Origin of the sequence: Sphingomonas sp. T1, from assembly GCF_902506585.1 — a bacterium.
GTDB classification, from domain to species: Bacteria; Pseudomonadota; Alphaproteobacteria; order Sphingomonadales; family Sphingomonadaceae; genus Sphingomonas; species Sphingomonas aerolata.
In genome coordinates this window covers 2,361,117-2,375,173 of the sequence record NZ_LR733875.1, presented here as the reverse complement: position 1 = coordinate 2,375,173, position 14,057 = coordinate 2,361,117, and the positions used below count along the sequence as shown (strand labels likewise).

Genomic DNA, 14,057 nt, shown 5'->3' with positions numbered 1-14,057 from the left:
CGCTCCATGAAACTGTTACGCTACGGCCCGATTGGCCATGAAAAGCCCGGCATGCTCGATGCCGATGGTGCGATCCGCGATCTGTCGGGGGTCGTGGGCGACATTGCCGGCGATGCGCTGACGCCCGAGGGGATCGCGACGCTGGCGGCGATCGACCCGGCGACGTTGCCGCTGGTCGACGGCACGCCGCGCTACGGCGCGTGCGTCGGCGCGGTCGGCAAGTTCATCTGCATCGGCCTCAATTACAGCGATCACGCCGCCGAAAGCGGGATGGATGTGCCCAAGGAGCCGGTCATCTTCAACAAATGGACCAGCGCGATCTGCGGCCCCGACGACGCGGTCGAAATGCCCCGCGGCTCGACCAAGCTCGACTGGGAAGTCGAGCTCGGCGTCGTGATCGGCAAGCCCGGGCGCTATATCGACGAAGCCGATGCAATGGCGCACGTCGCCGGCTATTGCGTCATCAACGACGTCAGCGAGCGTGAGTACCAGCTCGAGCGCGGCGGCACCTGGGACAAGGGCAAGGGCTGCGACACGTTCGGCCCGATCGGCCCCTGGCTGGTCACGGCCGACGAGGTGCCCGATCCGCAGGCGCTGCGTCTGTGGCTCGAGGTCGATGGTCACAAGTATCAGGACGGCACGACCGCGACGATGGTGTTCGGCGTGGCCGAGATCGTGTCTTATCTCAGCCGCTTCATGAGCCTCCGGTCGGGCGACGTGATCTCGACCGGCACGCCCCCCGGCGTCGGCCTCGGCCAAAAGCCGCCGAAATATCTGGCGGTGGGCAATGTCATGCGGCTCGGCATCGACGGCCTTGGCGAGCAGACCCAGCGCGTCGTGGAATCGCGCGCATGACGACGATCACCGGGCTGCGCATTCGCGACGTCCGCTTCCCGACCAGCCTTTCGCTCGACGGCTCGGACGCGATGAACCCCGACCCCGATTACTCGGCCGCCTATGTCGTGCTGGAAACGGACACGGCCGGGCTCGAAGGACACGGACTGACGTTCACGATAGGGCGCGGCAACGAGATCTGCGTCGCCGCGATCGGCGCGCTGCGCGAGCGGGTGATCGGGCTCGAGCTCGACTGGATCGCGGCGGATGCCGGGCGGTTCTGGCGCCACGTCACCAATGACAGCCAGCTGCGCTGGATCGGCCCGGACAAGGGCGCGATCCACCTGGCGACCGGCGCCGTCGTCAACGCGGTGTGGGATCTGTGGGCGAAGAGCGTCGGCAAGCCGGTCTGGCAGCTGGTCGCGGACATGACGCCCGAGGAACTTGTCCGCACGATCGACTTCCGCTACATCACCGACTGCATCACGCCCGACGAGGCGCTCGCACTGCTGACCAAGCGCGCCGAGGGCAAGGCGGAGCGCGTCGCGACGCTCAAGGCCGAGGGCTTTCCCTGCTACACGACGTCGGCGGGCTGGCTCGGCTATTCGGACGAGAAGCTCTACCGGCTGGCACGCGAGGCGGTCGATGCCGGGTTCGATCATATCAAGCTGAAGGTCGGGCGCGATCTGGACGACGATATCCGCCGGCTGCGGATCGCGCGCGAGGCGATCGGTCCGCACGCGAAGCTGATGATCGACGCCAACCAGATCTGGGAGGTCGACCAGGCGATCGAATGGGTCAACGCGCTCGCCTTCGCAAATCCGTGGTTCATCGAGGAGCCGACCAGCCCCGACGACGTGCTGGGCCATGCCAAGATCCGCCGCGGGATCGGATCGGTCAAGGTCGCGACCGGTGAGATGTGCCAGAACCGCATCCTGTTCAAACAGTTCATGGACGCGGGCGCGATCGACGTCGTGCAGATCGACGCGTGCCGTCTCGGCGGCGTCAACGAAGTGCTCGCGGTCCTGCTGATGGCGGCCAAGCACGACCTGCCGGTCTGTCCGCATGCCGGTGGCGTGGGGCTGTGCGAATATGTCCAGCACCTGTCGATGATCGACTATCTGTGCTTTTCGGGCACGCGCGAGGGTCGCGTGATCGAATATGTCGATCATCTGCACGAGCATTTCGTCGATCCCTGCGTCATCCGCGATGCCGCCTATATGCCGCCGACGCGGCCGGGCTATTCGATCGAGATGAAGCCCGAGTCGCTCGAACGTTATGCTGTGTCGGCTGAAGTGCGATACTGATCGCGTCATGATCATCGCCTCGACGCATGACTTCCGCGAAGCCGCCCGACGGCGGCTGCCGCGCTTCCTGTTCGATTATGCGGATGGCGGCGCCTATGCGGAGCAGACGCTGCGGCGCAATGTCGACGACCTCGCCGACATTGCGCTGCGCCAGCGCGTGCTGCGCGATGTCGCCGACATCGATCTGACGACGTCGCTGTTCGGGCGGACGATGGCGCTGCCCGTCGCGCTGGGTCCTGTCGGGATCAGTGGCATGTATCATCGGCGCGGTGAAACCCAGGCCGCCCGCGCGGCGACCACCGCGGGCGTGCCCTTCTGCCTGTCGACGGTTTCGATCTGCCCCTTGTCGGAGGTAAAGCAGGCGAGCGGCACGGGTGCGTTGTGGTTCCAGCTCTACGTGATCCGCGACCGGGCGTTCATGCGCGACCTGATCGCCACGGCGAAACGGATCGGCGCGGAAGCGCTCGTCTTCACCGTCGACATGCCGGTCCCGGGCGCACGGTACCGCGACGCGCATTCCGGCATGTCGGGCGCGGGCGCACCCCTGAAGCGCGTTCTGCAGGCGATGGGCCGGCCCGGCTGGGCGTGGGACGTCGGTCTGCGCGGACGGCCGCACAAGCTCGGCAATCTCGAACCCGTGCTCGGCAGCAACAGCGGGCTCAACGACTATATGGGCTGGCTCGGTGCGAACTTCGATCCGTCGATCGGCTGGGCCGATCTAGAATGGATCCGCTCGGCCTGGGATGGGCCGCTGATCATCAAGGGGATCCTCGACGTCGAGGATGCGCGCGAGGCGGTGAAGATCGGCGCGGACGGCATCATCGTCTCCAACCATGGCGGCCGCCAGCTCGACGGCGTGCTGTCGACCGCACGCGCACTGCCGGCGATCGCGGACGCGGTCCGCGGCCAGGTCACGGTGCTGGCGGACTCCGGCGTACGGTCGGGGCTAGACGTCGTGCGGATGCTTGCACTCGGCGCGGAGGGCGTGCTGCTCGGCCGCGCCTGGGTCTATGCACTGGCCGCGCGGGGCGAGGCCGGGGTCGACCTGCTGTTGACGCTGATCGAACGCGAGATGCGCGTCGCGATGGCGCTGACGGGCGTCCGCCGGATCGCCGATATCGATCGGACCATCCTGGCCTAGGGTTGCCGGAGATCGCCTGACCCTAGCCAGGGCTCGTCCGCGTCGGGGAGCGTCGGCGCGTTTGCGTATCTCTCCTCCTTCGGTACTCTGGCTCGTTACGTCCTGTGCGGCCAAAGCCGGCGAACGTGCGCTTTCGCCTAACGCTGTCATGCGCGTGCCGACGAGGTTTGGCGGCAATGGGCCTGCCCGGGCTCATCCCCTGTCAATCCGACGTCCGACGGTTCGCGCGGTCATGGCGCGAGCGGAACAACGGTATCCTGCGCGGCAACGATCTGCCAGCAACCGCGCCGGCCTACCCAGGTGTCGGTCCAGATGAATTTCCCGCGTCGGCCGTCACGCTTGGTCCATGTCTCGCTTCCCTGCGCAACGGCCGTCGTGCCGAAGAACCTGACCTGGACGTCGTTCGGGACGTTGCTCAGAAACGGGCCGGGGCCGTCCGCCGCCGCGGCAACCGCGGCGGTCTTGTCTAGGACCTGCCCATCGAACACCCATAAAAGATCATCCGCGAGAATCCGCTCGACGACGGATGTATCGCTGGTCGCGACGGACTTGGCCCAGTCGTCTTCGCTTGTCCGAGTGTATCGCTCAACCTCGGCGTTCGATGCAAGGATCGGTCCCGGACAGGGCGCCTGCTCGGTCTCATCGTGGACCGCCGCCGAGACCGGACCGCAAACTGCGAGCAGGATGGCGACCGTATGGCGATATGCAATCATGCCAGCGATGCTAATTCATCATAACACCAGCGCAACGATCCATGTTGGGTTACGCGTCGATTTGCCTGAAGACGTCGCTGCTTTGTCTAATCTCCAGCCTTAGACGGACCGAATGGACCGGCGAATGTGCAAGAGATCGCGAGAGAAGCAATAATGGGCGCCGTTACTTGTCGTTGATGCGCAATGATATTGAGTCGAACTGTCGGCCTGCCTTGGCCAGAAAGCTAAATCCGTCCTGGCGCAAGGTGCCCTGCCCCGCGTTACGCCGAGCGGGCCGCCTGCCAGGCTGCGACGAGCGCGCGGGCGCGCGTGCCGACGGTGGCGGCGCTGTCGCCGGGCTTGTAGAGCGCGCCACCGACGCCGATCCCCTCGGCACCCGCCGCCAGCCAATCGGCGAGATTGTCCGCCCCCGTGCCGCCGACTGCCCAGACACGGACGGTCTTCGGCAGGATCTCGCGCACCGCCTTGAGATAAGCGGGCCCGAACGCGACCGCGGGAAACAGCTTCAGGCGTCGCGCTCCCGCAGCGATCGCCTGGAACGCCTCGCTCGGCGTGACGAACCCAGGCATGGGCTCGAGCCCGAGTTCGACGCCGCGGGCGATGACGGCGGGGTTCGTGTTGGGCGTCACCATGATCGTACCGCCGGTCGCGGCCAGCGCCTCGACCGAAGCGATGTCGAGCACCGTCCCCCCGCCGATCGCGGCCCGATCGCCGAACGCCTGCTGCAGCATGCGGATGCTGGTCGCCGGGTCTGGCGAGTTGAACGGCACCTCGATCAGGCGGATGCCGGCGTCGACCAGCGCCTCGCCGATCGCCAGTACCTCGTCGGGTGCGACGCCGCGCAGGATGGCGACGATGGGCGCGGTGCCCGATGCGAGCAGATCATCGACGGTCATGGTGTCTCCAGCAAGGCAAGGCCGGCAAGCGCACAGGCTTCGCCGGTATGAACGGTAGCGCCAAGGCCGCGTGCCGCGAGCGCGCGGCCATAGCGGTCGGCGAGCGCCGGATCACCGATCAGCGTGATCGTGCCGGTGGCCGCGGGCAGGATCTCGGCGATCTCGGCACCGATGACCAGCCCGGACAGGAACCCCAGCGCCCAGCGGCCGCTGGCGCCCGTGCGCAGTTGCGCTGCCCGCGTCTCGAACAGCGCGCCGAGCAGATGCCCGCCCTCGGCGATGCGGTCGAGGCCAGCGTCGAACCCGATGGCTTCGTCCTCGGGCTCACCATCATCCGCCGCCGCACGCGTCAACGTCGAATGCCGCCGCAGCAGCGCGAACAGTTCGCCCGTCACGAAGGTCTGGAACCCGGTCACCCGGCCGTCCTCGACGGTCGCCCATTTGCTGTGCGTACCGGGGAGCGCGATCAGATGACGTCCGGATGCAAGCTCGGGCATAAGCGCCACCGCACCGAAGATCTGCGTCTCCTCGCCGCGCATCACATCGGGTGCGCCAGAGCCGCGCGTGCAGGCAAGCCCCGCGCCGATCGTGACGGGAATCCGGTCGACCATCGCGCGCGCCGATCCCGCCGCCCAGGTCGCCGGATCGGCAGGACAGTCGACATAGGGAATCTCGATCCAGCCGTTGCGCGACCCCACCATGCCGCAGAGATGGATCGCGCGCGGCTCCGATGTTTCGCGCCAGCCTGCGAGCGCGCCACGCAGCACTTGCTCGGGAGTCTGGCCGCCAAGGTCCCCGATACCGGGCCCCGCGACGCGATCGACAACCGCACCGTCCTCGATCCGGTAGAGCCGCAGGTTGCTCGTGCCCCAGTCGCCAGCGACGGTATAGCTCATCGACCGCGCCTGACGTGGCTGAGGGCGAATAGCGAACCCGCTGCGATCGCCCGATTGGGCGAGATCAAACGCTTTTCCAGAACCGGGCTCCCATTCGCGGCCGACGCTGACCCGCGCGACGCCTATTACTAATCCTATAATTATGTGCGACGAAGAAGCAATTGTCTCACCGGTTCCGCGTTGGACCCGCCTGGCCTACGTTCAATTCGGCCTGACGCACCTGATCTGCAACGAGAATGACCGACAGGGGAGGAAAACATGGGCAAGCTATTGATGGCCGCGCTCGCGGCGGCGACGAGTGTGCTAAACGTCGGCACCGCCGATGCCCGCCCGCGCTGGACCGAGGCGCAGGCCAAGGCCTGGTACGCGAGGCAGCCTTGGCTGGTGGGCGCGAACTACACCCCCGCCTCCGCGATCAACCAGCTCGAAATGTGGCAGGCGGCGACCTGGGATCCCAAGCGGATCGATCACGAGCTGGGCCTCGCCCAAGCGATCGGGATGAACACGATGCGCGTGTTCCTCCACGACCAGCTCTGGGTCCAGGATCCCGAAGGCTTCAAGCGCCGCATCGACGCGTTCCTGACGATCGCGCACGCGCACGGCATCCGCCCGCTGTTCGTGCTGTTCGACAGCTGCTGGGATCCCGATCCCAGGCTCGGGCCCCAGCATCCGCCTATTTCCGGCGTCCACAATTCGGGCTGGGTGCAGGGTCCGGGCCTGCCGGGGTTGCGCGACCGGAGCCGCTACCCCGCGTACAAGGCCTATGTGCAGGGGATTGTCGGGGCGTTCGCGAAAGACGACCGCATCCTTGGCTGGGATGTCTGGAACGAACCCGACAATGGTGCCGACCAGTATAAGGGCCAGGACGGCAAGGAGCCGCTCGTCCGCGCGCTTCTCGCGCAGGCGTTCGACTGGGCTCGTGACGCCGACCCGTCACAGCCGCTGACGTCGGGCGTGTGGCAGCATGACGACTGGACCCCGACCGGTGGCAAGCTGTCGCCGATGGAGACGCTCCAGCTGGGCCAGTCCGACGTCATCAGCTTCCACGATTACAGCTGGCCCGAGACGTTCGAGGCGCGAGTGCGTCAGCTGCTGCCGTACAACCGGCCGATCCTGTGCACCGAATATATGGCGCGCGGCAACGGATCCACGTTCGATGGCTCGCTGCCGATCGCCAAGCGCTACAATATCGCGATGATGAACTGGGGGTTCGTCGATGGAAAGACGCAGACGCGGCTGCCTTGGGACAGCTGGAAAAAGCCCTATGTGATGGAGGAGCCGACGATCTGGTTCCACGAGGTCTTCCGCGCCGACGGCACGCCGTATCGCAAGGCGGAAACTGACCTGATCCGCCGCCTGAGCGCGGCACCAAAGACCGTGGTTCCCGGCGAGCCCGGCGCACACCGGCGCTGACGCCGTCGGGTCTCAGGGCAGTAACGACGCCGCGCGACCCCAGCCGTTCGGCGTACGACCCAGATCGAGCTCGAGCGTCCCGCCCTGCAGGATCGTGGCCTGCGACACGAACGGCGTGTCGAGCGGTTGCCCGTTGAGCCGCGCCGCGCGGATGTAGCGCGTCCCCGCCCCCTGCCCGCGCGCGACGATCGTGAAGGTCCGCCCGCTCTCGAGCGTGATCCGGCTCCGCGGCTGGTGCGGCGCGTGGAGGTAATAGAGGTCGCTGCCGAGCTTCGGGAACAGACCGAGGCGGTTGAACACGTAATGCGAACTCATCGCGCCGCTGTCTTCGTCGCCGGGATAGGCGTCCGCGGTAAACCGCCGGAAGACGATATCGGCATATTTGCTCGCCAGGTCGGGGCGCCCGACCTCGCTGAACAGCCAGGGCGTCGAGAAGGACGGCTCGTTGGTAAAGTCGATCAGCCCCGCATCGAACGCATGCTGCAACCGCCGCGTGAACGCCGCGCGCCCACCCATGATCGCGACCATGCCCGGAACGTCGTGGACCGCAGCATAGGAGTAGATCCAGCCGGTCCCCTCGTAAAAGCCGAAATTGGCGTGCGTCTTGCCGTCCCAGCCGCGCTTGGGGTCGTTCGGCTGGAACCGGCCATCGGCGAAGCGCGGGCCCACAAACCCGGTATAGCCGTCGCTCGCCGCGCGCGGATCCCAGACGTTGCGCCAGTTGCCCGCACGCGTCCTGAGCAGCGCTGCCTCGGCTGCATGCCCCGTGCCTGCCGCGACCTTCGCCGCGTAATAGTCGTTGAGCGCCATGCCCATCGTCGCCGATCCCGAGCGCGACCGCTGCGGCGTCCCCTCGGGGCTGCGATCGTCGACCGCGAAATAGCCGTCGACCAGATAGCGCGGCCGGCGCCGCTCGAACGCGTTGAACAGGACGACGTTCGCCGCCTTCTGCCAGTCGACGCCGGGAACACCGCGCAGGAACCCCTCGCCGATCACATTGTCGACCTCGTCGCCCGCTTGGCCGACATGGAAGTTGCGCCCGGCGATAAACGCGGTATCTGCCGCGCCATAGCGTACCCACGTCCGCACGAACGATCCGATCACGCCCGCATAGACGCTGGGCCGGATCAGCGACATCAGCGGATAGACCGTGTGGTACGTGTCCCACAGCGTATAGTGATCGTCGTAAAGCGGCGACGCGCGCTCGCTGTCCGCCTGGTCCTGCGTCCGGTCGCGCGGCTGGATGACGCTGTGGTAGAGCGCGGTGTAGAAGCGCCGCCGTTCCGCCGGGCCGACCCCGTCAATCGTGATCCGCCCGAGCGCGTCGTTCCACGCCTTCCCCGCAGCGCTGCGGACGGCGGCCATATCCCAGCCGGGCAGATCCTGCGCGAGCAGCGCTTCGGCGCGTGCCGCGCTGGCGAAGGAGACCGCGATCTTCATCGAGACGGGCGCGCGACCCGCGCTGCCGAACGTCCACCAGGCGCGCAGCGGCTGGTCGGCGGGCGCGCTTGCGCGCGTCGCGCCGGGGGTGCGGACGTTCGCACGTTCGATTCCCCATGCGGTCGGCTTCGCGTCGACCCTGGCGACGAACCAGATATCGACCTCCGCCTGCGACCAGTAATGCCGGGTGCGGACGCGACCGACGATTTTGCCCTGCTCGGGAAACAGCGTCACCTCGGATCCCGCGGTGCCGAGCTCGCCCATGATCTTGCGCGTCACGTCGAACAGCAGATGCGCGTCGCCGCTGTTCGGAAAGGTGAAGCGGTACAGCGCGGCGTGATGCGCGGGCGCGATCTCGACGTCGGTGTCATAGCGCGCGAGCGTCACGCGGTAGCTGTTCGCCCGAGCGCGCTCGTCGCGCTTGGGCGAGAGATGCTCCGCCTCGGTCGTCGCGAGCGGCCCCGTCTGCGGCGAGACGAGGAACGTGCCATAGCTCGGCACCCGCCCGACCCCTGCGTATGCAGTTGCGCGAACCCGCTCAGCGGTGCGGCGCGGTCATAGCCTGCATTGCTGGTCGCCGCGGTGATCGTGTTCGGGCTCGGGTGGATCGAGCCTGCGGGGAGCGTCGGCCCCGGGATCGTGTCGCCCCGGTCGTCGTCCCCGGTACCGATCAGGGGATCGACATAGTCGCTGAGCGGCAGCGGATCGCGACCCGCCCCAGGTGTGGCCAGTGCAGCCGCGGCCAGCGCCACGCCGACCCCGACGACGCGCAGCACCGTGCACGCCGCCGCGCCGCGCCGCGCCGTCATCGCTTCGCCGGAGTCGCACGCGCCTCCGCGGTCAGGACGAGTTCGGCCGCGAGCAGCGCGCCCTCCTGATCCTGCGCCACCGACGTGCGTTCGACCAGGTCGGTCACGAACTGCGGCCCGAACGGCAGCGGCACCTTCGAACAATCGAGATAGCGCGTCCCCTTCTTGTCCGCGATCAGCAAGTGGTTGCCGCCCGGGCGCCCCGCGATATCCACATATTTGCGCAGCTCGATATAGCCCTCGGTGCCGAGGATGAAGAGGCGACCGTCGCCCCAGGTCGACAGGCCGTCAGGTGTGAACCAGTCGACGCGGACATAGCCCGCACCGCCATCACCACTCAGCATCATGTCGCCGAAATCCTCGAACTTGGGATGCGCGGGATTGCCGAAATTGCCCGTCTGCGACGCGAGCACCTGCGCGCGCTTGCTGCCCGTCAGATAGACGAACTGGTCCGCCTGGTGGCTGCCGACATCGGTCAGGATGCCGCCGTTGCGCGCCGGGTCCCAGAACCAGTCGGGACGGCTCGACGCGGACAGCCGGTGCGGCGCGAGGTTGATCGTCTGGATCACGCGCCCGATCGCGCCGTCATGGACGAGCTGCCCCGCCATCACCGCGGCGGGCACCTCGAGCCGTTCGGAATACATGATCGCGAACTTGCGTCCCGTCTCGCGGATCGCGCGGCGGACATCGGCGAGCTGCTTGAGCGTCACGACCGCGGCCTTGTCGCTCAGATAATCCTTGCCCGCGCGCATCACGCGAATGCCCAGCGGCGCGCGCAGCACGGGGATCGCCGCGCTGCACACCAGCTTGATCGCGCGGTCGTCGAGGATCTCCTGCTCGGACCGCGCCAGCTTGATGTCGCCATAGCGCTTGCGGAACATCGCGATCTGCTTGGGATCGGTCGCGTAGAAGGCGGTCAGGACGCCGCCGCCGCGGATCACCGCGTCGGTGATGCCATAGATATGGTTGTGGTCCATCCCGATCACCGCGAACGGCACGCGGTATTTGGCCTCGGGCGCGGGCTTGGCCACCGCGCCCTCGGTCGGCGCGTCGCCGCGCGTGGCGGATTGCGCGAACGCGTCGGCGGCGAAGCCCGCGGCCAGTCCTGCGGTCAGTCCGAGCCCGAGAAGTCCCCGGCGGTTGGTGTCGCTCACAGCTCTATCCCCTTTCAGATCGCGACCAGGTTCGTCGGCCAGGTCATTGCTTGGTTGCGGTCCATCGCCTGCTCGCCGAGCAGCGACGCGACGCTCGCATGATAGGCCTGCCGCAACAGGCCGGGCAGCGGCTTGCCCGCGCGCACCGCCTCGCCAAAGCCGTCGAACTGCAGCATCGTCTCGTCATATTCGCCCCAGCCGAGCGACTCGCCGGGTGTCGTCACGGGCAGTTCGGGGAACCAGGTCGCGCCGCCGATCGGCACGGTGCGCTTGTGCCCGCGCGCGACGTCCTTGTGCATCCGTTGCAACGCCAGCACCTTGGCGGGCACTTCCTGATAGATGCGTCCCAGCTCCGGCTCGATCGTCCCCTTGCTGCCCTGGATCTGCTCCTCGCAGCCATAGCGCGCATTGTTGAGCAGCGAGGTGTAGATCAGCTTCCGCCCGCCGCTATATTCGTAGATCAGCGCGACATGGTCATAGACCTCGCGGCCGTCCTTCCAGAAACAGATGCTGCCCGACCCGATCACCCGCGTCGGCACCGCGTCGAGAAACCAGTTACCGACCTGAAGCTGATGCGTCGCGAGCTCGGTCATCAGCCCTGCCGACCGGTCGCGGTACAGCCGCCAGTTGATCTGCCGGTCGTTCGCATCGGCAGGCACCGCGCGGCGCCAGGCATTGTTGCGGTGCCAGCTCGCGCGGATCTGTGTCAGCGTGCCGATCTCGCCCGCGCGCGCGCGCTTCAGTGCGTTGAGGTAGGTCGGGTGGAACATCCGCTGATGCCCGATCTGAAGGATCTTGCCCGCCGCCTTGGCGTGCGTGATCATCGCGCCGCAATCGGCGATCGTCCGCGCCATCGCCTTTTCGCACCAGACGTGCAGCCCGGCGTCGAACGCGTCGAAGCAGAGCTTCGCATGCGTGTCGAGCGGCGTCGCGATGACCACCGCGTCGATCCCGCGCGCATCGAGCATCGCGCGGTGATCGGCAAAGCGCCGCGCGGTCGGCGCCCATTGCTGCGCCTTGACGAGGTTCGGCGCATAGCTGTCGCAGATCGCGACGACCGTGCAGTTGCGCGACTTGGCGATGTTCTGGATCAGCGCGCGGCCGCGGTCGCCCGTGCCGATCACGCCAAGCCGCACCGGGTTCGACTTGACCGGCTCGGCGCCCGCCGCCGCGGAGGCCGCGGACACCGCCCAGGGTGCGGCCGTCGCCATCCCCGCGCCCGCCGTCGCCGTCAGCACGCGATCGATGAACGATCGTCGTGAAAGGTTGAAATCCTTGTCGGTCATGCCGCTTGCATCCTTGCTGTGTCGTCGGTCCGCGCCGCGGCCTTGGAAAGATCGTACAGGAACCGCCGCGCCGGCGCCGCGTCGAGCAGGCGTCGCGCGCGCGCCGCATCGGCGACGAGCAGCGCGGTGCTCATCGCCTCCGCAGCGCCGCCGCTGCGATCGATCGCCACGGTACAGCGCGCCGCGGTCACGATCCCGCCATCGGTGGGGCGGATCATAGCCGCGCGCTCGGGGGCCTGCGTGCCCGCGCCAACCGTCGTCGAGATCGACAGCGCCTCGTCGACCAGCTCGACCTCGACGAGCACCGCGTCGGTGCACGACGGATCGGGGATCGCGAACGGCCACCCGCCGCCCAACGGATGCTCCCCGATCACCGCGATCGAGCTTTCACCCGCCGAAAGGCACGCGCAGACAACCCCCGCAGTGCGCAACGCGGCGCCCGCGCGGTCGAGCGCGAAGCCCTTGCCGAAGCCGCCGAAATCGAGCGCGAGCGGCCGGGTCGCAGCGATCCGCGCGGTGCTGCGGTCGAACACGAGATCGCCCCAGCCCGCCCCGGCGAACCGCCGATCGGCGGCCGGATCGAACAGGCCCAGGGTCAGCGCATGCGCCTCGTCGATCGCGACCAGCGCGTCGATCAGTACCGGATCGTCGATCGCGACGCCGTGCCCGGCGAGCAGTTCGTCGTTGAGCACGGTCGTCGGCGACGGCCGGTGGATCGTCAGCGCGTCGTCGACGCTTTCGATCGCCCGCCGTGCCGCGACCATCGCAGCCTCAGACCCTGCACCGAAGACGTGAAGCTCGATCCGCGTCCCCATCGCGACGAAGCGCTCGACCCGCGCGGCGATACCCACGTCAGGCCTTGACCTCCCAGCCGGGTTCGTACGCGACCGACCACAGCTTCATCGCCTCGGCACTGCTCGGCCTGCCGGTCGCGGGATCGACGGTCAGCACGCTGTTGGTGCGATAGGCCATGTTGCCCAGATGGCAGAGCGTCGTGCTGATATGCCCCTCGGTGATCGGCGAGTTGAGCGTGGTGGCCTTGCCGCGGATCACATCGACGAAATTGTTCGCGTGATAGACGTCGAGCACACCCTCGCCGACCGTGCCGGTCGTTTCCGAGGTTGCCTTGGCCATTACCTGCCGGATCGACTTGCCCGCCAGATCATAGAGTTCGAACCCGTTGCGATCGACCACGGCCGACCCCTTGGTGCCGAGCAGCAGCACGCCGCGGCCGCGGCCATAGGTCTGCATCGCGTTGCAGCTCTGCCCGTTCCAGCGGATCACCCGGTCGTTGTCGTAGTTCAGGTCGAGCGACAGCGAGTCGTACATCTCCCAGTCGTCGCCCGCGTGGAAGCGCTTGGCCCCCTTCGCCTCGACCTTCGTCGGATAGGTCAGGCCCATCAGCCAGCGCGCGATGTCGAGTTCGTGCATCGCGTTGTTGCACAGCTCGCCCGTTCCATATTGCCAGAACCAGTGCCAGTTATACGGCACCAGGTTCGACCGGTACGCCGCACGTGGCCGCGGGCCCTGCCACATGTCCCAGTCGAGCGTCGCGGGTGGTGCGACCTGCTGCCCCTTGCCGATCGATCCGCGATTATTGGCGTACCAGGTCTGCGCCTCGTACACGTCGCCCAGCTCGCCCGCCTGAACCAGTGCGAGCAGCTGCCGCGTCTCGGGGCTCGAACGCTGCTGGTTGCCGACCTGCAGCTGGCGCCCCGTGCTCTTCTGCGCGGCGATCATCGCCTCGCCCTCGGCCGGCGCAATGCCGATCGGCTTTTCGCAATAGACGTGATGGCCCGACTTCATCCCGTCGACCGCCAGCTTGGCGTGCCAGTGATCGGGCGTCGCGACGGTGATGATGTCGATCGCCTTGTTGTCGAGCAGCTTTCGATAATCGCCTTCGGTCCGCGGCGCGGCATGGCCCTTCGCGGCAAAGGCCGCCGCGCGCTTGGCCAGCACCGCCGAGTCGACGTCGCAGAAATGTGTGACCTCGACGTTCGGGACCTTGGTAAACGCGCTCATATGAGCCTGGCCGCGGCTGTTCACGCCAACGATCGCGACGCTCAGCCGGTCGTTCGCACCCTTGATCCGTGCATAGCTGCGCGCGGTCATCGCCATGCCCAGCGTTGCGCCCGCGCCCTTTATCATCGTCCGACGGTCCATCGCTT

The 14,057-nt window shown here is 67.6% G+C and carries 11 protein-coding genes and 1 pseudogene; 4 read left to right on the top strand and 8 right to left on the bottom strand.

All coding sequences use genetic code 11. The features are described 5' to 3' along the window. The first annotated feature begins 6 nt into the window (after positions 1–6). The 3 genes from GV027_RS10700 to lldD are packed head-to-tail and all read left to right on the top strand — an operon-like array spanning position 7 to position 3,282. Positions 7–855: a fumarylacetoacetate hydrolase family protein gene (locus GV027_RS10700; RefSeq protein WP_159511865.1), complete on the top strand. Its 849-nt coding sequence runs from the start codon at positions 7–9 to the stop codon at positions 853–855. Next, on the top strand, positions 852–2,141 hold the full coding sequence (locus tag GV027_RS10695) for an L-fuconate dehydratase (protein ID WP_159511864.1): 1,290 nt from the start codon (positions 852–854) through the stop codon (positions 2,139–2,141). The genes GV027_RS10700 and GV027_RS10695 overlap by 4 nt, the downstream gene beginning before the upstream one ends. A gap of 7 nt (positions 2,142–2,148) precedes the next feature. Continuing rightward, positions 2,149–3,282, top strand: a complete 1,134-nt coding sequence (lldD, locus tag GV027_RS10690; protein ID WP_159511863.1) for an FMN-dependent L-lactate dehydrogenase LldD — start codon at positions 2,149–2,151, stop codon at positions 3,280–3,282. Between the two features lie 230 nt (positions 3,283–3,512). Here the strand turns inward: lldD and GV027_RS10685 are convergent, their stop codons facing one another. From GV027_RS10685 to GV027_RS10675, 3 genes are all read right to left on the bottom strand, one after another. Beyond that, on the bottom strand, positions 3,513–3,995 hold the full coding sequence (locus GV027_RS10685) for a nuclear transport factor 2 family protein (RefSeq protein WP_159511862.1): 483 nt from the start codon (positions 3,993–3,995) through the stop codon (positions 3,513–3,515). 260 nt (positions 3,996–4,255) lie between these two features. Further along, positions 4,256–4,891 carry a 2-dehydro-3-deoxy-6-phosphogalactonate aldolase gene (locus GV027_RS10680; protein WP_159511861.1) on the bottom strand — a complete coding sequence of 212 codons (636 nt, stop codon included), beginning with the start codon at positions 4,889–4,891 and terminating at the stop codon, positions 4,256–4,258. Beyond that, positions 4,888–5,787, bottom strand: coding sequence for a 2-dehydro-3-deoxygalactonokinase (locus tag GV027_RS10675; RefSeq protein WP_159511860.1), 900 nt, complete (start codon positions 5,785–5,787; stop codon positions 4,888–4,890). Before GV027_RS10675 ends, GV027_RS10680 begins: the two co-directional genes overlap by 4 nt. A 258-nt stretch (positions 5,788–6,045) precedes the next feature. Between GV027_RS10675 and GV027_RS10670 the strand changes: the two genes are divergently transcribed. After that, on the top strand, positions 6,046–7,200 hold the full coding sequence (locus GV027_RS10670) for a cellulase family glycosylhydrolase (RefSeq protein ID WP_159511859.1): 1,155 nt from the start codon (positions 6,046–6,048) through the stop codon (positions 7,198–7,200). A 12-nt stretch (positions 7,201–7,212) separates the two neighbouring features. Here GV027_RS10670 and GV027_RS10665 read toward each other — a convergent pair. The 5 genes and pseudogenes from GV027_RS10665 to GV027_RS10645 form a co-directional block, all read right to left on the bottom strand. Continuing rightward, positions 7,213–9,449, bottom strand: a pseudogene (locus tag GV027_RS10665) (GH92 family glycosyl hydrolase). Continuing rightward, complete coding sequence (locus tag GV027_RS10660) at positions 9,446–10,603, bottom strand: Gfo/Idh/MocA family protein (RefSeq protein ID WP_159511858.1); 1,158 nt, start codon at positions 10,601–10,603, stop codon at positions 9,446–9,448. The pseudogene GV027_RS10665 and the gene GV027_RS10660 overlap by 4 nt, the downstream one beginning before the upstream one ends. A gap of 14 nt (positions 10,604–10,617) precedes the next feature. Continuing rightward, positions 10,618–11,889: a Gfo/Idh/MocA family protein gene (locus tag GV027_RS10655; RefSeq protein WP_159511857.1), complete on the bottom strand. Its 1,272-nt coding sequence runs from the start codon at positions 11,887–11,889 to the stop codon at positions 10,618–10,620. Next, positions 11,886–12,740, bottom strand: a complete 855-nt coding sequence (locus GV027_RS10650) for an FAD:protein FMN transferase (RefSeq protein ID WP_236559166.1) — start codon at positions 12,738–12,740, stop codon at positions 11,886–11,888. The genes GV027_RS10655 and GV027_RS10650 overlap by 4 nt, the downstream gene beginning before the upstream one ends. Position 12,741: 1 nt before the next feature. Next, positions 12,742–14,052 carry a Gfo/Idh/MocA family protein gene (locus tag GV027_RS10645; protein ID WP_159511856.1) on the bottom strand — a complete coding sequence of 437 codons (1,311 nt, stop codon included), beginning with the start codon at positions 14,050–14,052 and terminating at the stop codon, positions 12,742–12,744. Between the last annotated feature and the right edge of the window lie 5 nt (positions 14,053–14,057).

Coding starts and splice junctions, on each gene's coding strand:
- GV027_RS10655 (WP_159511857.1), bottom strand. CDS start 11,889: ATGACCGACAAGGATTTCAACCTTTCACGACGATCGTTCATCGATCGC.
- GV027_RS10670 (WP_159511859.1), top strand. CDS start 6,046: ATGGGCAAGCTATTGATGGCCGCGCTCGCGGCGGCGACGAGTGTGCTA.
- lldD (WP_159511863.1), top strand. CDS start 2,149: ATGATCATCGCCTCGACGCATGACTTCCGCGAAGCCGCCCGACGGCGG.
- GV027_RS10700 (WP_159511865.1), top strand. CDS start 7: ATGAAACTGTTACGCTACGGCCCGATTGGCCATGAAAAGCCCGGCATG.
- GV027_RS10695 (WP_159511864.1), top strand. CDS start 852: ATGACGACGATCACCGGGCTGCGCATTCGCGACGTCCGCTTCCCGACC.
- GV027_RS10675 (WP_159511860.1), bottom strand. CDS start 5,787: ATGAGCTATACCGTCGCTGGCGACTGGGGCACGAGCAACCTGCGGCTC.
- GV027_RS10645 (WP_159511856.1), bottom strand. CDS start 14,052: ATGGACCGTCGGACGATGATAAAGGGCGCGGGCGCAACGCTGGGCATG.
- GV027_RS10680 (WP_159511861.1), bottom strand. CDS start 4,891: ATGACCGTCGATGATCTGCTCGCATCGGGCACCGCGCCCATCGTCGCC.
- GV027_RS10685 (WP_159511862.1), bottom strand. CDS start 3,995: ATGATTGCATATCGCCATACGGTCGCCATCCTGCTCGCAGTTTGCGGT.